The organism is Bacillus pumilus (assembly GCF_900186955.1).
GTDB lineage: Bacteria > Bacillota > Bacilli > Bacillales > Bacillaceae > Bacillus > Bacillus pumilus.
Map to the genome: position 1 here is coordinate 1,719,165 of NZ_LT906438.1, position 21,982 is coordinate 1,741,146.

Annotated in this window: 25 protein-coding genes; 20 read left to right on the forward strand and 5 right to left on the reverse strand. The window is 38.2% G+C overall.

Translation table 11 applies throughout. The features are described 5' to 3' along the window. The first annotated feature begins 93 nt into the window (after positions 1-93). The 9 genes from CKW02_RS08635 (at position 94) to CKW02_RS08675 (ending at position 7,600) form a co-directional block, all read left to right on the forward strand. The gene (locus CKW02_RS08635; RefSeq protein WP_003211709.1) at positions 94-600 is read left to right on the forward strand and encodes a hypothetical protein; all 507 of its coding nucleotides are present in this window, start codon (positions 94-96) and stop codon (positions 598-600) included. 49 nt (positions 601-649) lie between these two features. Beyond that, positions 650-838, forward strand: coding sequence for a hypothetical protein (locus CKW02_RS08640; RefSeq protein WP_003211444.1), 189 nt, complete (start codon positions 650-652; stop codon positions 836-838). Between the two features lie 1,098 nt (positions 839-1,936). Beyond that, entirely contained in the window at positions 1,937-3,028 is a 1,092-nt protein-coding gene (locus CKW02_RS08650; protein WP_003211717.1) for a Rap family tetratricopeptide repeat protein, read from the forward strand. A 2-nt stretch (positions 3,029-3,030) separates the two neighbouring features. Continuing rightward, a complete protein-coding gene (locus CKW02_RS20580; protein ID WP_257736826.1) occupies positions 3,031-3,165 on the forward strand; it encodes a hypothetical protein in 135 nt (44 codons plus the stop codon). Positions 3,166-3,291: 126 nt separating this feature from the next. Continuing rightward, on the forward strand, positions 3,292-5,223 hold the full coding sequence (locus CKW02_RS08655) for a T7SS effector LXG polymorphic toxin (protein WP_095117800.1): 1,932 nt from the start codon (positions 3,292-3,294) through the stop codon (positions 5,221-5,223). A 5-nt stretch (positions 5,224-5,228) separates the two neighbouring features. Then, the gene (locus tag CKW02_RS08660) at positions 5,229-5,714 is read left to right on the forward strand and encodes an antitoxin YezG family protein (protein WP_003212304.1); all 486 of its coding nucleotides are present in this window, start codon (positions 5,229-5,231) and stop codon (positions 5,712-5,714) included. Positions 5,715-5,838: 124 nt separating this feature from the next. Beyond that, on the forward strand, positions 5,839-6,090 hold the full coding sequence (locus CKW02_RS08665) for a YolD-like family protein (protein WP_003211253.1): 252 nt from the start codon (positions 5,839-5,841) through the stop codon (positions 6,088-6,090). Between the two features lie 26 nt (positions 6,091-6,116). After that, positions 6,117-7,136 (forward strand): DNA/RNA non-specific endonuclease, encoded by a 1,020-nt coding sequence (locus CKW02_RS08670; RefSeq protein WP_231953224.1) that lies wholly within the window; start codon positions 6,117-6,119, stop codon positions 7,134-7,136. Continuing rightward, the gene (locus CKW02_RS08675; protein ID WP_003211853.1) at positions 7,124-7,600 is read left to right on the forward strand and encodes an immunity protein YezG family protein; all 477 of its coding nucleotides are present in this window, start codon (positions 7,124-7,126) and stop codon (positions 7,598-7,600) included. Before CKW02_RS08670 ends, CKW02_RS08675 begins: the two co-directional genes overlap by 13 nt. 80 nt (positions 7,601-7,680) lie before the next feature. Here CKW02_RS08675 and CKW02_RS08680 read toward each other — a convergent pair whose 3' ends face one another. After that, positions 7,681-8,142 (reverse strand): macro domain-containing protein, encoded by a 462-nt coding sequence (locus tag CKW02_RS08680; protein ID WP_003211559.1) that lies wholly within the window; start codon positions 8,140-8,142, stop codon positions 7,681-7,683. 200 nt (positions 8,143-8,342) lie between these two features. Here CKW02_RS08680 and CKW02_RS08685 point away from each other — a divergent pair, with 200 nt between their 5' ends. Both CKW02_RS08685 and CKW02_RS08690 read left to right on the forward strand, forming a co-directional pair. After that, a complete protein-coding gene (locus CKW02_RS08685) occupies positions 8,343-8,885 on the forward strand; it encodes a GNAT family N-acetyltransferase (protein ID WP_003212109.1) in 543 nt (180 codons plus the stop codon). A gap of 139 nt (positions 8,886-9,024) precedes the next feature. Beyond that, positions 9,025-9,606 carry an undecaprenyl-diphosphatase gene (locus CKW02_RS08690; RefSeq protein WP_003211959.1) on the forward strand — a complete coding sequence of 194 codons (582 nt, stop codon included), beginning with the start codon at positions 9,025-9,027 and terminating at the stop codon, positions 9,604-9,606. 53 nt (positions 9,607-9,659) lie between these two features. On the opposite strand, the gene CKW02_RS08695 is transcribed toward CKW02_RS08690, so the two are convergent. After that, on the reverse strand, positions 9,660-10,031 hold the full coding sequence (locus CKW02_RS08695; RefSeq protein ID WP_003212353.1) for an iron chaperone: 372 nt from the start codon (positions 10,029-10,031) through the stop codon (positions 9,660-9,662). A gap of 641 nt (positions 10,032-10,672) precedes the next feature. On the opposite strand from CKW02_RS08695, the gene CKW02_RS08700 reads away from it, so the two are divergent. The 3 genes from CKW02_RS08700 to CKW02_RS08710 all read left to right on the forward strand — a co-directional run bounded on the left by CKW02_RS08700 (position 10,673) and on the right by CKW02_RS08710 (position 13,044). Further along, the gene (locus CKW02_RS08700; protein ID WP_308218267.1) at positions 10,673-11,002 is read left to right on the forward strand and encodes a BclA C-terminal domain-containing protein; all 330 of its coding nucleotides are present in this window, start codon (positions 10,673-10,675) and stop codon (positions 11,000-11,002) included. Between the two features lie 252 nt (positions 11,003-11,254). After that, positions 11,255-12,367: a response regulator aspartate phosphatase gene (locus CKW02_RS08705; protein ID WP_003211476.1), complete on the forward strand. Its 1,113-nt coding sequence runs from the start codon at positions 11,255-11,257 to the stop codon at positions 12,365-12,367. Between the two features lie 458 nt (positions 12,368-12,825). After that, positions 12,826-13,044: a hypothetical protein gene (locus CKW02_RS08710; protein WP_003212476.1), complete on the forward strand. Its 219-nt coding sequence runs from the start codon at positions 12,826-12,828 to the stop codon at positions 13,042-13,044. Positions 13,045-13,085: 41 nt separating this feature from the next. Here the strand turns inward: CKW02_RS08710 and CKW02_RS08715 are convergent, their stop codons facing one another. Beyond that, positions 13,086-13,781: a YoaK family protein gene (locus CKW02_RS08715; RefSeq protein ID WP_003212221.1), complete on the reverse strand. Its 696-nt coding sequence runs from the start codon at positions 13,779-13,781 to the stop codon at positions 13,086-13,088. Between the two features lie 33 nt (positions 13,782-13,814). Next, entirely contained in the window at positions 13,815-15,680 is a 1,866-nt protein-coding gene (locus tag CKW02_RS08720) for a DNA ligase D (protein ID WP_003212104.1), read from the reverse strand. A 116-nt stretch (positions 15,681-15,796) separates the two neighbouring features. Here CKW02_RS08720 and ku point away from each other — a divergent pair, with 116 nt between their 5' ends. Then, positions 15,797-16,645: a non-homologous end joining protein Ku gene (gene ku / locus CKW02_RS08725; protein ID WP_003211891.1), complete on the forward strand. Its 849-nt coding sequence runs from the start codon at positions 15,797-15,799 to the stop codon at positions 16,643-16,645. A gap of 23 nt (positions 16,646-16,668) precedes the next feature. On the opposite strand, the gene CKW02_RS08730 is transcribed toward ku, so the two are convergent. Next, the gene (locus CKW02_RS08730; RefSeq protein WP_003212041.1) at positions 16,669-17,112 is read right to left on the reverse strand and encodes a DUF2188 domain-containing protein; all 444 of its coding nucleotides are present in this window, start codon (positions 17,110-17,112) and stop codon (positions 16,669-16,671) included. 160 nt (positions 17,113-17,272) lie between these two features. Between CKW02_RS08730 and CKW02_RS08735 the strand changes: the two genes are divergently transcribed. The 5 genes from CKW02_RS08735 to CKW02_RS08755 all read left to right on the forward strand — a co-directional run bounded on the left by CKW02_RS08735 (position 17,273) and on the right by CKW02_RS08755 (position 21,977). After that, positions 17,273-17,746: a VOC family protein gene (locus CKW02_RS08735; RefSeq protein ID WP_050782658.1), complete on the forward strand. Its 474-nt coding sequence runs from the start codon at positions 17,273-17,275 to the stop codon at positions 17,744-17,746. Between the two features lie 48 nt (positions 17,747-17,794). After that, positions 17,795-18,208: an Rrf2 family transcriptional regulator gene (locus CKW02_RS08740; protein WP_003210897.1), complete on the forward strand. Its 414-nt coding sequence runs from the start codon at positions 17,795-17,797 to the stop codon at positions 18,206-18,208. A 102-nt stretch (positions 18,209-18,310) separates the two neighbouring features. Next, a complete protein-coding gene (locus CKW02_RS08745) occupies positions 18,311-19,162 on the forward strand; it encodes an SDR family oxidoreductase (RefSeq protein ID WP_003212029.1) in 852 nt (283 codons plus the stop codon). A gap of 261 nt (positions 19,163-19,423) precedes the next feature. Next, the gene (locus CKW02_RS08750) at positions 19,424-21,019 is read left to right on the forward strand and encodes a M48 family metallopeptidase (protein ID WP_003211849.1); all 1,596 of its coding nucleotides are present in this window, start codon (positions 19,424-19,426) and stop codon (positions 21,017-21,019) included. Positions 21,020-21,260: 241 nt separating this feature from the next. Then, positions 21,261-21,977, forward strand: coding sequence for a (Fe-S)-binding protein (locus CKW02_RS08755; protein ID WP_003211416.1), 717 nt, complete (start codon positions 21,261-21,263; stop codon positions 21,975-21,977). Positions 21,978-21,982 lie beyond the last annotated feature (5 nt).

Consider the following 21,982-nt stretch of genomic DNA (forward strand, 5'->3'; position numbering starts at 1 on the left):
TTCTTAACAGCTGAAACAAAATATTGAATTACAAAAATATGCTTAATATTTGTTAGAAGTATAGCCACTAAATATTTAAAATTAGGAGTTATTATGAAAAATTTAAGCACTTCAAAAGGATTATTACTCTCAATGGTTGCTGGAGTTTCTTTTTTAACAGTCACACCTTTTGCAGAAGCAAATGCTGCTAAAGCTCTCGAAAAAGAACAGTCCTATTCTTATTCATCTGTAAAATCTTCTTTTGATCAATCAAAAGAGCCTACAATAGATGAGATTGCACAGTATTGGAATCTAAATGAAGAAGAAACAGTAAAATTCAAAAAAACTATACAAGAATTTCAAGAAAAGGAAAATGGGGAAGCCTCTGTACATGGTAAATTCACATCGGCTATAAAAGCAATAAAAGGTGCTTATGACCAATTACCGAAAAAACTTAAGGTAATGATAGGCGGTGTTACTGGGTTAGAAACGATTCTAATGACTCTAGAACATTATACAGGCGCTCTAGAACATGGTATCTATTTAGGCGCTCTTAAAGTTACTGGAAATGAAAATGCTGCGTGGTGGGTCGCTAAAACCATAATGCTGTTTGTTTTTTAAACTTAGCTAAAACATCCTAATGGTAAAATTCAAGGAGGTGCTTAATTAGATGACACAGGAAAATAAGGCATCTAAAAGTGTGTTAATTACTTTACCTATCGCTATTATAGCTGTTGTGTTGGTTTTAAGTAAAATTGATACACCTGTCACTAATGTTTTATTTTATATTGTAGCTTTTGGTGTTATGGGTTTAACTGTTTCAAGTTTAATAAAAGATCACAAAAAAAAGAAAAATTAATCACTTATGAGGGGGCTACGTTTATAGCTCCCTGTTTTTGATTTTTAATCTATTTCGGATATCTGTTTCTTGTAATAAACAGAAAGGGTAGATATGTTGATAACAAAAACACTTTCCTCGCCGACATTTAAATTTCAGGTATTGATGGGTATCGTATTAGTTACACTAATAGAATTATTAAACAATATCATTCTTTTATATTATCCGAAGGGGATTAAATAACGAGCACTCACAATAAAATTTTTGAGAAGGTTAAATTAGACTTAACTGCAAAACATATTGACGTAACAAAACCTGGATTTTATGATGATCCAAATTTTATAGAGAATGAGAAAGTAGACTCGAAATTTTTAGAGAATTATGCAAAGTTTGTTCTGTACAAAGAATACAAGGATGATTATAAAAATCATGCACAAAAGTTCTTTCATTTGTTGCAGAACTATTGTATGAAGAACTAAAAACTGACGGAAGGCAAAACGCTTGTGTAGATATGGCAGGAGTGCTATCGAAGCAGAAGGAGTATGGAACTATATAGTATTTGGAGCCTTGACAATAGATTTCCCTAAAAATAGCGGTTTATCTCAACTCCATTATTGGCCTGTTAGTTCTGGCTCCTTGCAAAAAACTGCAGCACATGCTTGGTGCGTAGTGCTTCCTTTTGGTGTAGTTGATTTAACCATAAAAAACAAGGTTTATCTAATAAACACAAAACATTAATCCCAGACTATGATCTATATTTAAAAAGAGAATGAGTGTTTCGGAAGAAAATGTTTTAAAGTTGTTTCTACGCCACCAACTTCAATACCACTTCTAAGCAATTCTTCATGTTTTAAGCATCAACTTGCTCTTCTTTTTTGTACTAAATCCACCTTTAGAAAGCTCTGTTACTTCCTGTGTTACAGGATCCATATTTATAATTCTGTACTGCCAGGCTGTTCCTCTTTTTATGCACTCTACATAAAACATAGCTTTTATAGAAACGTATTTTTGCATTTTGCGGGATACCGAAAACTTTTAAAATGACCACCTCGACTTTACATATGTTGTAAATATCGTGTTAAAATTATACAAAGGAAATGAGAGCAAGGGGGTAATGGGATGTCGGGTTTGATTTCCTCTGTAGATGTAGCAAACACTCTCAACAAATGGTATTTACATATTAAAAAGAGGGAAGTTTCACAAGCAGTAGAGTTGAGGGATGAGATTCAAGAGATGTTAGGCGAAATGGAAGAAAATCAAGATGTTTTACTCTATTTCAATATTCTTGATTATAGATTTAAGGTACTTATGGAAGATTTAGTGGGGCAGCCAACAATAACAGAAAGCGAAAGAGTCAAAACAGATGACATGCTAAGGTTTTACTTTTATCTTTTCAAAGGTATGTACGAGAGTGCAAGGAATAATTATTCAGAAGCTCTAGTCCTATTTAGAGTAGCTGAGAGACAATTGGACAAGGTACATGATGAAATTGAAAAGGCTGAGTTCCATTATAAAATTGGCACACTCTACTATTTCAATAAGGTCACGCTCCTTTCTCACCATCATCTACAAACAGCAAAAGATATCTATAAAGGTCATGAAGGTTACAGCATACAGACCATAAACTGTAATATGTTGTTGGCACTGAATTTGATTGATGATGGTAGACTAGAAAAAGCTGAAAAAATGCTTTTGGAGTGTGTTGATAGACTAATTGAGAAGGATGATAAGAGATTGTTAGCGTTGGCTTATTATGATTTAGGATTTCTCAAAATTCAGGATGACCACCATATAGAAGCCATTGAATATTTTAACAAAGCAATTTTCGCAGATGATCTAAAACAGTCAGCCCCTGTTTCATACTTACAATGTGCGTATGAATTTGCAAGATCAAGCTATAAATCAAATCAATTGGATCAGGCAATAAGTTGGGTTGCTGAGGGGAAATCCTTTTCTAAAGAACAGCAAAACACAAACTTTATTTTGAAATTCAATATCCTTGAGAAATGTTATACAACACCACGGGAAAGCTATGAGGATATCAAGAAAGGGCTATGTTTTTTGGAAGAAAGAAAAGCATATGTTGATATAGAGGCTCTAGCTCCTGATGTTGCATCCATTTATAAGAAGTTAAATCTTTATGAAGAAAGTAACTACTTCTTGGAATTGGCTTTAAAATCTTGTACGCTTATAGGAAAGGAGGTCATATGATCATGAAAAAAATAATGATGATGATTACTACTGCTTTGCTATTAGGTACAATTCTTGGAATGCCTGTTGGACAACAAACTCAAGCTGATGCTAAAAATGAGGTAGTGTTACTTTTCTCTAGAGGTGCAGGTTCATAAAAGCGATAGGGTTTTAATCCACCACTACGGAGGATAATTGGTTAAAAAACGATAAAGTGGATTAAAGTGTCAGACTCCTTATGGTATTCTAGTAAAAGAATATTCCATAAAAGGAGTCTTTTTTATATGAAAATATTAGATGCTCCATCTTTACTATCAGCTGTCGAACAGAGGTCAAAGGCCTATCATGAGCTTCAAGAAGAGATGAAACTTGTGAAAAAAGCATTAAAAGGTGTATCGGGATTAGGTGATGAGTTTACTGGAAAAGGTGCAGATAATATCAAAGCTTTTTATAATGATCTTGCACTATACGCAGACACTTATCTTGATTTTATCGATATGCAAAAGGCTTTTTTAGATGGAGTGAAAGGAAAGCTGGATGATGAATCATTAGGCGGGAGTACATTTATTGATGAGCACTTCCTTGATGCTCAATTGAAGCAAGGCATTCAGAACAATAAAGATATGGTCAAGGAACAAAAAGAAGCTCTTTCCACTATTTTTGACGATATCAGTGATTTAATTGAATTACACACATTTTCAAGTAAAGAGGTCAATGAACATTTAGACGATGCGAACAAAAAAAGAAAAGAGACAATTGATGCTTTACATAAAATAGATCATGAGCTAAAAACAGAATACGCAAAATCAGAAGCGATTGAGAATCACCTCAAAACTTTTTATGCAAAGATGATGGCTGCTACAGGAAAAGGAAAGAACGCTCAGCCCATGTATTATGATGCAAAAGCATTTCATGAGACAGATGTGTACAAGAATCATGATAAAATCGATGCACAGGTGAAAGCATATTTAAAAGTGAAAAAAGAAGAAAAAGAGAAACGAAGAATTAAAGAATTGAAAGAAAAGCTCAATGATCCTTCGTGTATATCAGAAGCGAAATACTTTGAGATTGTAGACGAAATTGGATATGAAAATCTTTCTTACGATCAAAAAATGTATTATAGCCAGCTTCTCCAAATCAAAGCGCAGGAAGAAGCATCAGAGGTATTCGTTGATAGTGTAAAAGGTGCTGCAGTTGGTCTATATGATGTGGCCAAAGATACAGTGACCGGAATATATGATCTTGTGACAGACCCTGGTGGTGCCGTAGAATCAGTCATTACGGCTGTTTCTCATCCAATTGAAACATCGAAAGCGATTGGAAAATCAATTTCAGACTCATTCCAAAAAGAAGTCATCGATGGTGATGCGTATTCTCGATCACACTGGTTCGCCTATGCGACTGGTTCACTAGCAGAAATCGTCTTTGGTTCTAAAGGGGCAGGAGCCATTACAAAAACGGGGACAACCGCGGCGAAAACAACAGTGAAGAAAGGGCTTGAACAAGGAGCAAAATCATTAGACAGAGTCTCTATTCCGAATCTATTGCCGTACTCACCAAAGTTTCAAATGGCTGGTGGACCGAAGCTTCCGTACAATGTATTTGACGGCGAAAATCTCAAAAATAAACTCCTCTCCATGGCAAAGCGTCTCGACAACAATTCAGGCTACGGAATCTCTAAGACAGGCAGACGATTACCAGCACCTAAATCACCACCGGCTGTTGTCAGTTACGGAGATCACTATGTGAGATGGAAACGTAAAAAAGTATTAAAACCAAATGTCGTTTATTCAACAAAGCAAGGCTACACCTACACAACCGATCACTACGGACGTATTGTCAAAGTTGAAGCAAGTGATTTAAAATACGGAGAGGTCAAAAGAAACCAATACGCCCAATCTAATTCAGGTAAGCCAGATCGATTACTGGATGATGATGGTGGTCATTTAATTGCCTCTATTTTTAAAGGGTCTGGGGATATTGATAATCTTGTGCCGATGAATTCACAGATTAATCGAAGCGGTGGGAAATGGTATCAATTGGAACAAGAGTGGTTGGCAGCTTTGAGGAAAGACCCACCTGAGACTGTGTCAGTTTCCTTAGAAAGTATAAGATATGAAGGAGATTCTATGCGGCCCTCTTTATTTAAAATTAAATATAAAATTGGTGATCGGAGAGTTAAAAAGGTAACGATTGAAAATAAGTCAGGAGGTTAATTAAAATGGAGATGGAACCATCGAATGAAGTTTATCAAGAAATTTTGAATACAATAAATGATATAATACCTGTTGATTGGGAGAATGTTTTGCTATATGCAGAAATTCTGAATGACTCTCGAGAAGTTTATTTTTTCTTTAATACAAACAAACAACAAAAATATATGTATTCTCATGATATTCCTGATATATTTGACGTCAGTGAAAATATATATGATGACTTATTAATTAATTTACAGGATTCTTTCAAAAAACTGAGAGATGAATTTAAAATCAACAATCAAGAAATTTGGACAAATTTAACACTAAAGATTAAGAATAGGAATCAATTTGTCATAGATTTTAATTATGATGATGTATTGAACTCCCATTACAATACCTATCAACGAATGGCTATTTGGGAATATGAAAATTTGGGAATTCTCCCTGAAAATGAGGAAGATAGAGAAGTTGTGTTGGAGTTTATTAATAACAAAGAAGAAAACAACTAACACATTGCCCTCCTATAATTTGGAGGGTTTTTTTAATACCAATATTTACATCGAACAAAAGTTCTTAAAGCTCATTGATAAAGAACATTCTGTTGCTGTTTAATCCTTCAAGAAGAATGATTAAATGCTTAGAAAAAAATGGACTGCGATGATGTTACCTGAGCATGTTGCACAACTTAACCATGATTTAGCAGAAACGAAAAAAATAGATAAACCAATTATAGATGAACGACAAACAGAAGAATTCGAATTAACAATTGCTTATGCAATAAATGTTAACAAGCCTTTGACTTTTCAATTTTTGATTAATGTATACAGCCAGCTGCTTCAAATCAAAGCGAGGAAGAAGCATCAGAGGTATTCGTTGACAGTGTAAAAGGTGCTGCAGTTGGTCTATATGATGTGGCCAAAGATACAGTAGTTGGCATTTACGATCTCGTAACAGATCCTGGTGGTGCCGTAGAATCAGTCATTACGGCTGTTTCTCATCCAATTGAAACATCGAAAGCGATTGGAAAATCGATTTCAGACTCATTCCAAAAAGAAGTCATAGATGGTGATGCGTATTCTCGTTCAGACTGGTTCGCCTATGCAACTGGTTCACTAGCAGAAATTGTCTTTGGTTCTAAAGGGACAGGAGCCATCACAAAAACGGGGCCAACGGCGGCCAAAACAACGGTGAAGAAAGGGCTTGAACAAGGAGCAAAATCAATAGACAGAGTCTCTATTCCGAATCTATTGCCGTACTCACCAAAGTTTCAAATGGCTGGTGGACCGAAGCTACCGTATAACGTTTTTGACGGGGAAAATCTTAAAAATAAACTCCTCTCCATGGCAAAGCGTCTCGACAACAATTCAGGCTACGGAATCTCTAAGACAGGTAGACGATTACCAGCACCCAAATCACCGCCAACCGTTGTCAGTTACGGAGATCACTATGTAAGGTGGAAACGTAAAAAAGTATTAAAACCAAATGTTGTTTATTCAACAAAGCAAGGGTACACCTACACAACCGATCACTACGGACGTATTGTCAAAGTTGAAGCAAGTGATTTAAAATACGGAGAGGTCAAAAGAAACCAATACGCCCAATCTAATTCAGGTAAGCCAGATCGATTACTGGATGATGATGGTGGGCATTTAATTGCGTCTATTTTTAAAGGTTCAGGTGATATTGATAACCTGCTTCCGATGAATTCACAGATTAATCGTAGTGGTGGGAAATGGTACACTATGGAGCAACGGTGGTTGAAAGCTTTAAATTCAAACCCACCTAAACAAGTAGCAGTGAGCATTGAACCTATCTATAAAGGAGATTCATTACGACGGTTAGTTTCTCTGTGGAGTATAAAATTGGAGAACGTTATTCTCAAGCATTTATTAAGAATCAACCTGGAGGTTAAAACTCAATGGAAGAATTAGAAATAAACTATAAAAAAATAGCAGAATCAATTAATGAATTAATACCATGTGATTGGGATAAAGTTTGGATGTATGCAGAAATACTTGATGATTCGGCTGAGATAGTGTTTTATTTTAATGAGCAAAATGAAAAAGAATATGTAAATGGACATCAAATTCCTCATAAATATAATGTAAGTAAGTCAACATACATCCACTTATTATACGAACTTAGTGAAATTTTTGAAGAGTTGAAAAAGACATATATACAAAATGATTTAGGTGCTTGGACAACAGCTACTCTCCAATTAGATGTTTCAGGGAAATTCACTATTGATTTTGGATACGAAGATGTTTATTCTTTAGGAATTGACAATGTACAAAGAATAGCAGTTTGGGAATATGAAAATTTCGGATTTTTACCCGACGATGAGGAAGATAAAGAAGCTGTATTAAATTATTTAAAAAATAAAGACAACAACTAACACGCATTACCCTCCTAATCAAGGAGGGTTTTTGTATGCCTGAATTTTATATATTTCATAATATAAATACCTCAATTCACTTATCTAAACCGATAAACCGTCACTTCACAATCACCCAGTACTTCTTCCATCATCTCTTCAACAATCGTCCAATCGCCGCCAGCCAATCCGCAGCCAATCCCGTATGGAATGGCGATGGACGTTTGGTTTTTCTCTTCAGGTGATTGTGTCACTGTATCCTTTAGGTGTTGAAAGCAGCTGCGTAAAGCATCGTAGTCGGTTTGCTTTCTTGTTCTTCCATACCCAGCTTGGGCAAATAAGTTGGCAATAGTTTTTCCGTCAGTTGTTTTGATGAGTTGAACGGAGCTTAACAAGTCATCTCCATGTTCTGTACATAATTGTTTATACTCTTTGTGCACATTGGGATATTTGCTTTTGATTTGTTTGGCTAATCCAGCACCCATGACCCCTTTACAGTTCACCTGGTGACAGATGATGTCTTCACTTGCCTCTAAAATGTTGCCATCCACTGTTTTGATCATATCGTGTAACCCCTTTTTAATAAAATAGAAACTTATGTTCTATTTTATCAGTTTTAATCAAATGATTTAATAGCAAAATGCTTTTTATGAGTTTCATTTATTGAAGACAGTTTACAACAACTTGATTGTCAAAGCTTGCTCATGTCATCTAAAATATGGAGAGACTAGAAAATACGAAATGATGCAAAGAGGAGTTATTTATGAATCCATTAGAAACGAATCGTTTAATTCTTAGACCGTTTTGCAATGAAGATGCGGCAGGGATGCTTGAGTATTTGTCTAATCCAAGAGTAAATTGTTTTCTCGCTGATCGAATTTCTTCATTAGAAGAAGCTTTGGCTATAGTGCAAAAGAGAAAAAAAGACCATTCATATGTAGCGGTTTGTTTGAAAGAAAGTGGGCAGATTATTGGTGAGTTGTTTCATTTAAAAGAGGAGCCTGATACGTATTCAATCGGCTGGAATTTCAATGAAGCATATGAAGGGAAGGGGTATGCACGAGAGAGTGCTGAAGCATTTTTGTCCTATTTATTTGTAGAAAAGGGAGCAAGGCGGCTTTATGCCTATGTAGAAGATGATAATGTCCGTTCGCAGGCATTATGTGAGCGTTTAGGCATGCGGAGAGAAGGCCTTTTTCTTGAGTTTATTTCATTTACTACATATGAGGATGGCACCCCTAAATATGAAAACACGTACCAATATGCTTTACTAAAAAAGGAATGGGAGCAGCGTCACTCTCTATAGAGCAGTAAGTAAATGATGTCAGTGACAGCAAAGTGACAAACATGTCATATGGTTCCATGGTTTGTTCGTTCAATCGATGGAAGAGTCATCTTATTTCAATTATCCTTGTCATAAATCGAGGAAAAAGGAATGAAATGAGATGCAGGGATATAATGAAGATTTATTTAGGTGGGTGAATCAGCTCAGTATCGATCATGGTTATTTGAATCCGATATTCATTGGACTAGCTGAATATACTGTGCTGTTAGCAGCGCTCACGTGTCTGTTCATATGGTTTCAAAATCGAAGTAGAACCAATAGGGGGATGGTTGTATCTGCCGGACTTACTTTCATATTGGCAGAGTTAATGGGGAAAATTGCAGGAATTTTTTATTCCAACCAGCAGCCCTTTGCCGAAATGAGTCATGTCAATCTTTTGATTCAAAAGGAAGTGAATAACTCTTTTCCGAGTGATCATACCATCTTTATTTTTTCTATATGTCTGATCTTTTGGCTTTTTCACAAACGCCATGTTTATTGGCTGATCATAGCGTGCGCTGTTGGTTTTTCAAGGATTTGGGTAGGTGTCCATTATCCATTTGATGTCTTAGCAGGTGCTGTCATAGCGAGTTTAACAGCGGTCGCTGTTGTCTATTTGCCGATATGCCAAAGGAGCGTGAATGCCATTTTGTCATGTTATGAGTGGCTTGAGCAGAAAATTGTAAGGAAGAGAACAAAATAACATGTTGCACCAAAATCCCCCCGATCTGTTTATTGATCAGATCGGGGTACTTTTTATTTTCGCCAAAACGTTGAACAATCCGCTTTGTCTTCGATATTAAATTCGATGATTTTCTTTAGGAGAGGATAATCAACTGGCAAGCTTTCCTTCATGCGAAACATCTTTTTTCCATGGTCGTAACCCGCTTGTACAATGTCAGCTGAAAAGTGATCAATTCCTTTTCCTTCTGGTGCGACTGAAATGTGATGTTTTGCCACGCTAAACCCAATAATAAATGTGCCATGGTCTGTGAACATGGGCTGATTCCAAGCAATTTTTGGCTCTAATTGAGGGAATGTGTCTAATATCCATTGTAAAATGTCTTGCGTGCGCTGCTTCAGCTCTGGATTACCAATATTGCCTACATATTCTTCAAACACATGCATGATGTTTTATCCTCCAATTTCATCGACCTCATAAGCCTCAGACGGGATTCGAACCCGCACTCCTTTCGTAAGCATAGGCTAGGGGGCAACACGCTTCCCTACGGAATTTCACCGACAGGAGTTTCACCTGTCTCAGCTCATTTGCTTTTCGGTGCTTCTGAAACCCTTGCCTTGCGACCCGCTAGCTACAATTTGTTTTACGGCGCTCTTCCCTTCTAGAGCTACTGAGGCGCGGAAGTTATTGATCATATTATATAAAGAAACTGGATAAATGAAAAGCTGCGCTGATAATAAGTTTACTGATCTTTAGACGAATCGCACAAAATAGTCATAGGCACATATGATAAAAGACCATATGGTTTGTGTTTGTATACAGCATTGAATTGGGCTGATGGAAAGTGACAAACCTGTTGATGAGTAAACTGAAAGAGATCAATATTCAAACAAAAAATGAAAAGCTTTACTCACAAATGTCCAATAAGTTCTCCTTTATTGCTCATCAGGAAAGATGCGGAATCTTTCTACTCATGGGTGTTCTTTGATAGAAGTGTCCAACAGGAATAACCGATCCTGCACAATTGTAACCGCTAACTCAATGTACGCCTCCAGTGCTTGTTGTCCTAGGCGGGACAGCGGTTTCTTTGCCTAATAATCAGAGTTTAGATGGTTTTACGGCAAGTGGTGGAAATACGATTTTTACAGTGCCAGTCTCGGGTCGCTATTTCATCACTTATCAAGTGAACACAAATGCAGCGCTGCTTGCTGGAACAAGGCTGGTTAACAGCGGATCTGCCATTCCTGGTTCTATATTAACACCCGCTTTATCGGCATCTACCTACAACGTATCACTCATTACAACACTTGCAGCAGGTAACCAAATTTCTCTCCAAATTTTCGGTTTAGTCGCAACAGTGGTGTTACTTGGGGGAGGTTCTGTTGGAGCGGCACTTACCATCATACGATTGGAATAAGTACAAAAAGCAAAAAGGGCTTTTTTCATTTCATCCCGAGATGATTGTTTATTTTAAAACCGAAAAAAGGCGGAATTTTTACGCAAACATCATTGATTAGAAAAAAGAAAAGCTTTTTCAAAGGAAACGGTTATTGAAGATTTAAGTGATTCATATTAAAATGATCTCGAATGGACTAATTAGCAATTGCTAATAGAAGTTCCATATTTAGTGAAATCATGTGATGCAGCTGAAGGTGATTGGGGGTGTAGAATGAGCAAGATTCCTGTTGCGGAATTGGCATCATTATTAAATGACTGGAACATGGAAATTAAAAAAGATCATGCAGATGAGGCAGAACGGCTATTTGCTAAAGCGAAACAAGCAGTAGAGGAAATTGATGATGCGGACATCCTTATGTACTATTCTCTTCTTGAGAAGAGGCATCACATTCTCATGTACAATTTAAGAGGTCAAAAGGGCAGTGTTTCAACGAAAAGTATGGAAGGTCTTCACGGGAAAAAAGAGGATGACTTATCTAACCGCCTTGCCTACTATTTTGATTTTTATGAAGGTGTGTATGAACAGCATCAAGGGAATTACGAGGTTGCATTGCAAATGTATCAAAGTGCTGAAAAGCTCTTAGATAAAATTCCAAGTGAGATCGAACGTGCTGATTTTGATTTTAAGGTGGCCTGGCTTTACTACCGGCTTAGTCATATCATGCTCTCATTAAGCTATATCAGGAGAGCCCTTCACGTTTATAAACGGCACAAGCATTATGAAAGAAGAACGGCACTTTCATATTCCCTCATAGCGGCGAATCAAACAGAGATCGGCCGGTATGAAGAGGCGCTTGAAAATTATCGTCTGGCGGAAGACGTTTTGACAAGCGAGCAGGATGATTTTATGCTGGCTCAGCTTCATCACAATGTGGCCATTTTATATTCATTTTGGAATAAACCGAAAGAATCAATACGTCATCTTGAAAAAGCATTGTCCCATCAAGAATATTACGAGTCGGATTTCTTTTTCCATTCTACGTATCTGATGAGCCGGGAACTCTGTGTGATTGGTGAAAAGCAGCGTGCAAGCCACTATATAGAGGCTGCGTATGCGAGAATAAAAGATGCTTCTCATGAAGTGTTTCAGCTGAAAATAGGCATCGTCCATGACCTTTACTTAACGAATGCACCACAAAGATTTCAACAAATTGATGAGAAATTAAGAAAGTTAGAAGAGAAGAATGAATATCATGAAGTAAAAGAGCTTTCACATTTTGCGGCTAAGTATTGTGAAAAGCAAGCACTTTATGAGCAGTCTGTTTTTTATTTGAACAAAAGTTTAGAAGCGGATTTACATATGAAAAGAATGGGGTTGATTTAAGATGAAAACAGGTTTAAAAGTATTATTCGTTGTAGGTTTAGCGATCGCTGCGTCAGTTCTGACTCAAAACGTTGCGGGTTCTTTCGAAGTAGCAGAAAAAATCATTGGTGGTTAATCCACCATTTATCTCTTGCCCTTGTTGATCATCGTCAGCAAGGGTTTTTTGTTTTTTAATAGGCTCTTCTTATTAAACGCTACAAGAACGTTTAATAAGAAGAATTCGCAACAAAGGGGGTGTGCAAATTTGTTACCTGCCTCATTATTCTAAATAAACATAGGGCAGAGCAACAAGTTAAAAAGGTCACCTTTCTTTGCTTAATTTAATTTTTTGCAGGACTTTTCATTCAAATTTTATCAGATTGGTCTATTGTACATAGAATTGAAAGAAAAAGTGTGAACACCGCTCCGTTTGTCATGCATATGATGAGATCAAGTGTATCTAGAAGGTAGGTGATTGTATGGATCCACGGGTGTATGGAGGATTTCACGGAGGCGGTTTTAGCGGAGGAGCAGTGGGCCCTCATATCGGCTTTGGCGGGTATTATGTGAGCCCAGGTGTGTACTCTGGTCTAGGCGGTTTCCCTGGATACGGAGGATTTGGGACATTTTCTGGATACCCGTACGGCTCCACGTTCATTATGGGGCGTCCTCCTGGTTTTTATGTAAGAAGTTATTAGTGGTTTCATTACAGAGATTGAAATAGCCAATCGAAAGATGGCTATTTCAATTGATGAAAGTGCTTGAATGCAGCAGTGATCACAATGACCCCTAGGATAGAGATAGGCAGCCAAATGATGATAAACGGATCGAATGCATCTGTGTATGCCGCTAATGCAGCACCTAGGCAGTAAAAGACAATAGAGCCTATTCGCATGAAACTGACAGGCTGAATGGGAGCTGTTCTTTTTTCCCGATGTGAAATGCGCTGAGCCAAATCCTCAAATAGGTTGGCGAGTGTATTCGTTAGAACCGTTGTGGAAATGCCAGCCACATTTAATTTGCGGGCGGCCGCTGTCTGCAGGCCCATGGCCATGCTTAAAAGGATAATGAGCATAAAATAAGCACCTTGTGTATAAGGGAAAATGGTCATGAGAGCAAATAGAAGCAGTATCAGGACTTCTATGATAAAGATACGTGTAACGGCTTTTGGCCAAAACGTTTTCTCATGATTTCCGCCTATCACAACAGCAAGTAAAACCCCTAAAACAAATCCACTCAGTGCGGTGATGGAATGAAGGGCAGTAAGCTGCAAGGAGCTTCCTGCTGCAATGCCAAGTAGCACAATATTACCTGTCATATTGGCTGTAAATACATGCCCTAAGCTCAAATAGCCAATCACATCCACAATACCTGCTGCAAGGCACAAGAAAATAAGTGCTATATTTCGAAATGAATGTGCGGTCAAAATGGTCATCCCTTTCTTACTCTCTAATGGTAAGTGTAACGCTTAATGACCGCGTATGTCCATCTTATGTGCCGGGATAATGTCCTCAAGCCGGTGCAAAACTTGTCTGAAAGTGTCATCATTTGCAAGGTGCCTCATGCGTCGGAATGGATCGCCTTTTTCCTTTAGACGCTCTATCACAGCTGGCATGGTAAACAAAGAAGGATGAAGTCCATCTTGATGAAGTTCGTCCCATTCAAGCGGTGTCGCTACAAGTCCAAGCTCATTTCCTCTTGGTGAATAGGGCGCAATGATTGTTTTTCCAGCATCGTGCTGAATATAGTCTAAATACAAGCGATTGCCGCGTTTTTTCTTAAGACGTTCCAGAGTAAATAGCTCAGGGGCTTGTTCACATAAAAATTGGCATATAAACGCGGTAAATGTTCTCGTTTCTTCGTATGTGAAGGCATTTTTCTTTAATGGAATATACACTTGTAGTCCTTTACCACCGCTTGTTTTAATAAAGGCTGTGAGAAAGAGGCCGTCTAAAAGCGTTTTGATTCGCTTGGCAGCTTCTATGGCTAGATGAAACTCGTTAACAGACGGCGGGTCTAAATCAAAGACGATTTCGACCGGCCGGTTCGTATCCCTTGTTTCAAAAGGAATATGAAATTCCATTGCAAGCTGGTTGCCAAGCCAAAGAAGCGTCTGAGGGTCATTACAGACCGTGTAAGCAATATCATCAGCTTGATCGGTCAACACATAATCTGGCGCATAATCAGGTGTCGACTTTTGATAAAAGAATTCATCCCCGGCGCCATGAGGAAACCGAATTAAAGTCAGCCGTCTTTCACGTAAAAAGGGCAAGAGATAGGGAGCTGCTTGTCTCAAATAAAGTAAGTAATCTGCCTTGTTCAGATGAAGAGCTGGCACAATCGGTTTTTCGGGATGAGTGATGTCAATCACAGCAGGGAGCGGATACAGCTGTTTGAGCATTTGCTGAAACGTACACGTCGCTGGATCAGTATCTAGTAAAAAGGAAGAAAAACGCGGCTCTCTTAAGGCGGATCCATCAAAGGAGATACAAGCAATGCTCGCGACGATAGAAGGTGGGATTTCATATCCTGATGCCCCTGCCTGCTTGCCTTTTGTTTGAAAGAGCGTACGAAGCGTTTGTTCTTCTTCTTTAGAAAATCCATGCTTGAATTGGACAACCTCAGTGAGTTGATGATCTTGATAAATACAGCCTTGAAAGTAGCCATTTTCTTTATCAAAATGAGTCACTATGACAGAGACATATCGCCAGTTTTTGACTTTCAACCATTCTTTTGACCGGGTATTGTCGTGCCATTTACTCGTTCCTTTTTTCGCAACGAGTCCTTCTGCTAAATACGTCGTCATCAGCTTTTTCATATTTTCAGGATTTGTGTCTGTATGAATGAGTTGAAGAAGGGAAGGGTGTTCAAGCTGTACAGATGGCGGAAGTTTTGCTGCTTGGAAAACTTGCTGTAACTGTTTTTTCCTTTCTATCAACGGTAAATCAATTAGAGATTGCCCTTTGCATCTTAATAGATCAAATGCGATCAAATGACATGGAAACCGCTCAGCCTGTTGCTTAATCGCCTCTTTGTTTTTCAGCCTGCCTCTTTGCTGAACCCTCGCAAAATCGCTTTGCTGTTCATCCAGTAAAAAGACCAATTCCCCGTCAAACGTCAGAGGTAAAAAAAGAGCAAACTGATCCCTTAATTTTTCGCACTGTTCAATCACCTCAGGAAACTGTTCATTTAATCGTTTTCCGGCTCTGCTTTCTAAATGAATCTCGTTTTGATCCCACGTCAGAATGACTCGAAAGCCGTCATATTTTAATTCATACACCCAGTCTGCACCGGTAGGAACATCATGTGCAGCCGTTAATCGCATAGGTTTCATTTGTGCATGTCACTTCCTCATATGATGTGTTCTTAGAGTGGGATGAAATTTTCATTCACATACATAAGTCTAACGAAAACATTGCATAGTAAGGAGAAAAGAACGGAGGCGACGCGATGCATACAGTTTGGAAAGGCGGCATTAGCTTTGGACTAGTCAATATTCCAGTGAAGCTGTTTACCGCTACAGAGAACAAAGATATTAAATTAAGACAGCTGCATAAAGAGTGTCACACGCCCATTAACTATAAAAAGGTTTGTGCCAACTGCGGTGAAGAGGTGGCACCAGAACAAATCGTCAAAGCGTACGAGTATGCGAAAAATAAATTCATTGAATTAGACGAGGAAGAGCTTGAAAAGCTGCGAAAAGAAAATGAAGAAAAAGCCGTTGAAATCATTGATTTTGTGAAGATAGAAGAGATTGATCCAATCTATTATGAAAGAAGTTACTTTTTATCACCAGATACCGGCGGAGCGAAGGCTTATTCATTATTAAGAAAAGCTTTAGAGGAATCGGGGAAAATTGGTGTCGCAAAGATTATGATCCGCTCAAAGGAGCAATTAGCAATCGTTAGATGCTATGAACATATTTTACTGATGGAAACCATTCATTTCCCTGATGAAATTAGACAGGTATCAGATGTACCGAATATCCCCCAAGAAGAAAACATTGTAAAAAAGGAGTTAGATACAGCGCTTCTTTTAATCGAGCAATTAACCACAACTTTCGATCCAGCTGCCTATCAGGATGAATACAGAGAACAGCTGATGAATTTAATTGGAGATAAAATATCTGGAGAACATACAGTTCAGCCAGAAACGACAGGCAAAAAAGATCCTGCATCCAATGTGACCGATTTAATGGCAGCTCTACAGGCTTCAATCGACCGATCAAAACCAGCCAAAGCGAAAAAGGCAGCACCTAAAAAAAGAAAAGCACCAGCGAAAAAAGAAAAGAATGCATAAAATAAGACCGCTTTTGAGCGGTCTTACTGCGGTTTTAACACATCCTGAATGTTCCCATCTTTTCTATGGATAACAACAGAAGTCCCTTTATTAGATGCAATCTCACTTGCCCGGTCGATGGCTTCTTGTTTCGTTTCTTTGACCTCACTTGCTCGTTTTGCTTTCTCTGTTTGAACCGCCCAGCCTTCTTCGTGTTTGACGACATGCTGCGCATGATCCAAAAGCTCTGGTCTTGCGGAGCTGCTGTCTTTAGATGGCGTGACAGAACCATGAGCTGAGACATTCTCGATCTCTTTCTCCGTTGCGTTCTTTTTCCATTCTTTCGCTTGACTGATTGCAATTGGGATGGCTCTACTTTCGTCATAGCCTTCCTGCATCATTTTGTTCGCAATCTCAAGCGCTTTTTTTCGAATGACGTTGTCTAATGATTTAAATGAAGCAGGATAATCATTCATCGTCCAAGGCATATAAAGCGCTCCTTTCTTTTATTTGAACAACTTCCCCCATATGTAATCGATCAAACATATCATTCTTCTCAAACCAATGAAGGGGATAAAATACATCGTTTTGCTGAGGCAGAATCTCATCAATTCCCGCAGAATAGAAGGTAGAAAAGGAGTGATTTTGATGATGATAAAAGGTTTGTATGAAGCCCATTTACCTGTGAGTGACTTAAAGACATCTATTGCGTTTTATGAAAAGTTGGAATTGACACTTGCTCACGCAAATGAACGAGTTGCTTTTTTATGGATTGAGAAAGGGAAGAGCTGGCTTGGCTTGTGGAAAGTAGATATCAATGACTTCCCATATCATCCCTCGACACGGCACGTTGCTTTTCAAATTACAACGTCTAGTATCGAACAAATCAAGGCTTGGCTGGTTGAAAAAGGCATCAGCATTCACCCAATGTTTGGCTTTTCAGAAGAGAAGCAGCCTTTAGTTCTCGATAATCCGCCGCAATTTCATGCAGCGATCTATTTTCTTGACCCAGATGGAAATCTGCTTGAATGCATTGCCCCGCTTGAGCTTGATACAGAAGAAGACTACGGTATCATGACATATGAGGACTGGGATCGAAAGAAAAATCCGTTTATTGATTGACAAAACCACTCATTGTAACTATATTGATTACAACGGTGGTGAAAGATTGTGAAACAAATTAGCAACAGGTATCCGATTGCTGTTCATATTTTGTCATTTATTGCAGGTGTTCAAAAAGAGTGTACAGGGAATTTTATTGCAGAAAGTGTGAATTCAAATCCAGCCATTGTTCGAAAAATGATGGCAATGCTCAAACGGGCAGGTCTCATTGAGATACGCCGCGGAGTAGGTGGTGCTTACTTAAAAAGGCCGGCAGAGGAAATCACGCTGTTAGATGTGTACCGTGCTGTCGATGTAAGCGAGGATGAAGAATTGTTTAACTTCCATCAGCCAGTCATCGCATGTCCGATTGGTCAAGCGATGGATACAAGACTGAGAAGTGAACTAAAAGAAGCTCAATCAGCGCTTGAGAATCACCTAAAGCAAGTGACAATTCAGCAATTATTGACAGAGGCGGAATAAAAAAGCTCATACATTGGAGCTTTTTTTACACTTTTGTTGTAACCATTTTGATTATAACGTATGCACATCACCGTGAATCACAAAATGAGGAGGTCAAACATTATGAAGTTATTAGTAACAGGCGCAACAGGACAGCTTGGATCGCTCGTCGTCCAGCATTTACTTAAAAAGGTACCAGCTGAACAAATTGCGGTGAGTGTTCGAGATCCGCAAAAAGCAGCACATTTAAAGGAAGCCGGGGTGGATGTACGCCGCGGAGACTTTACTCAGCCAGACACCCTTAAGGCAGCCTTTCAAGGCATTGACCGCCTTTTGATCATTTCAACTGCGGATGGTGACCGCGTGCAGCAGCATACGGCTGCCATCCAAGCGGCGAAAGCAGCCAGTGTATCCTTTATTGCTTATACAAGCGTTGTGAATGCAAGAGAGAGTCAGCTTGTCCTTGCACACGACCACGCAAAAACTGAAGAAGCCATTGTGGCCTCTGGCATTCCTCATGTGTTTCTAAGAAACAACTGGTATGTAGAAAATGAAAAAGATACGATACTAGCAGCCGTTAGCGGCGCACCATTTTTAAGTCCAATTGGTGATGGCAAGGTTGGCTGGGCAACAAGAAATGACTACGCAGAAGCGGCCGCAAATGCGTTAACACTTTCTAAACATGACAAGGAGATATATGAACTGTCAGGCCCTCTTCGGACACACACTGAACTTGCTCACATTGTCAGTGAGGTGAGCGGAAAAGAGATTAAAGTGGAGCAAATTGATGTCGACACATTTGGGGAATTTTTAGCTTCTAATGGTGTACCAAAAGAAGCTGTGCCATTTGTCAAAGCCATTCAAAGCGGAATTCGCGATGGTGCCTTAGCCGTTGAAAGCCATGATTTCGAAACCTTATTAGGACGGCCGTTAACACCTATCGACGAAAAAATTCGTGAAATGATTTCAAAATAAATTTTCTCAAACGTCCTATCAAAAGGGCGTTTTTTTCATTCAAGCTACACGAGCACTTCATTGAAATTGCAGGAAGTTGGGACTAAAATGGAATTTAGGCTTATTATTTGTTTATTCTTCCTGCTTAATCTAGCATAGGGAAGCTAATAATAAAGGTTAGATTTTCAATTAGTTCTTCTGAATAATGGACGTATATAATGGTTATTACTCTTTCTTAACATATGCAACCTTTTAAAATCTACATAAGCAGGATGTGACGAAATGTTACGAAAAGCCTCACTTTCTTATCTTATTGCAAGCATTATAACAATAATAGTCATTTTGATTGAAGTTGGTATCCGTTCAGCAGTTGTTTCTCCTTTTGTTCTACTTGATTCGAACAAAGATAACAATCCAAAAGTATTAATCTCCCATTCTCTTTATCAGGGTGATTTTTTATTAACCTATCAAGATGATGACTCCAAAGATCGTTCAGAAGCAGCCTTTCAATTGGGGGGAAAGCAAGTAAATTTCACGGAGATTTCATCTAGGAATAGAGTTAGCACGATTGAAACTAACAAATTAATGAAAGAAAAAGCAATGGTTTTTCTAAGAAGAGGTTTTGTACTTATTCATGATGATAAAATTAAGATGGAACAGGTATCGCAAAATCCTTTTTTCTCTAAATACAATCTAACGAATCTAACAGAAACTACTAAGGTCAAAACAGGTTTTAAGCATAATACCACATATATTATATTAATTACCTTAATAGGAATTCTTTTTCCATCTATGTTATTTTTATTTTTTAATCTTCATGAATCTATGAAAAACCTATTCACATTATTTATTCCCTTTGTTCTAGCCATTTTTCTTCCCTTGGGATTAAATTATTTTTTCTTAATGGGATATGCGCTATCAATAACAGGCTCTTATGTATTAAGCATCATTCTCTCTATACTTGTACCTAGTTTCCTGTCAGTCTTATTGACAGCTTATTCATTTGAGTATACTACAAAAGATACGCCTGAAGGTTTAGAAGAGAATGAAGGTGCGTCAGGAAATTCGTTTTTAATGAATGTTAGGGAGCAAGTCGTTTTGTTTGGTGCTGCCACATTATCCTTGTTATATTTCGGATCTTATTTATTACTTCCTTTGTCATTTCAAGCGAAGATCATGGATAACCTTTTTCTATTCTGTGGTTGGTACTTCGCCCTAATCATATTATTTATTATTGGTTACTCAATCATTCAAAAAATAATAAACAAATATGAAGTTTTAAATACAGAAGCATTCATGTATATTCGCAAGGATATTGAGTATAAGACAAACCAAAAGGTGAATATTTGGGTGAAAAAAGACTCAAAACAGGATGTGAATGCCTGGATATATTCATTTAAACTTCCATTTACAAGAAGAGTTGATGTGTATGTGACAGAAGGGTTGTTAGAAAAGTTTGATAAAGAGGAAATTCGTGCTATCTTATATCATGAAATGGGACATGCGAAGTTAAAACACGCACATTATACCATGTACCTAACTTTGATCGTAACATTACTTATGGGTATCAGTATGTACTATGCCAGACAGGTTATGCTTGCTAACGGGTGGTGGCAATATGTTCTTATTTTCCCAGTAGGAATAATCCTCATGATTTTCATTACGGAATGGCTGCCAAAGAAAATCAGCCGGTTATTTGAGATTCAGGCTGATAACTTTGCTGTTTTCCACCTTGGGAATAAAACACTGTATCTCAATACTTTGATTAAATTAAGCAGCCTTATTGAAGAAGAAGATGGAGATTATGGAAAAAAGTCTGAATGGCGTGAAAGTCATCCCTCTTTCGAAAAAAGAATTGAGAACATAAAGAAAAATTAGGCCATCTCACTCCTATCGACGAAAAAATTCGTGAAATGATTTCAAAATAAATTTTCTCAAACGTCCTATCAAAAGGGCGTTTTTTTTCATTCAAGCTACACGAGCCATAAGTCCGAATTTAGACAAATCACTTCGTTGAAATTTCAGAAATTTGGGGTTAAAATGAAAATAAGGCCTGTTATTTCGTCATCAGATGACCAAATTGATGAATCAAATTGCAGCAAAGAAGGGAAGTTCGCCGATGAAAGTCCATTTATTCGTTACTTGTTTAATTGACACCATGCAGCCAAATGTAGGAAAGGCCACAGTGGAAGTATTAGAAAGGCTCGGTGTAGAAGTGGAATTTCCAGAGGCACAAGTGTGCTGCGGGCAGCCAGCCTTTAACAGCGGCTATACAAAAGAAACCATTAAAGCAGCAAAAAACATGATCAAAGCCTTTGAATCAGCTGAATATGTCGTGACGCCGTCAGGTTCTTGTAAGGCGATGTTTTTAGAGTATCCTCATCTTTTAAAAGAAGACCCAGTGTGGTCAGCAAAAGCTAAGGCACTTGCTGAGAAAACATATGAATTAACCGAGTTTATTGTTGATATATTACATGTCACAGATGTCGGAGCGAGCCTGAAAGGAAACGCAACCTATCACACATCCTGTCATATGACGAGACTGCTGCGAATTAAGGAAGCCCCTTTCACACTGTTGTCAAATGTCAAAGATTTGACGATGACACCATTGCCGCGCGCCGAAAATTGCTGCGGATTTGGAGGAACCTTTTCAGTAAAAATGACTCCTATTTCTGAGCAAATGGTCGATGAGAAAGTCCAAAGCATAGAGGAGACACACGCTGAATACATCATTGGTGCTGACTGCGGCTGCCTGCTGAATATTGGCGGGAGGCTGAATCGTCTTGATAAGCCCATTCAAGTGATGCATATCGCAGAGGTATTAAATAGCCGCTGACTTTA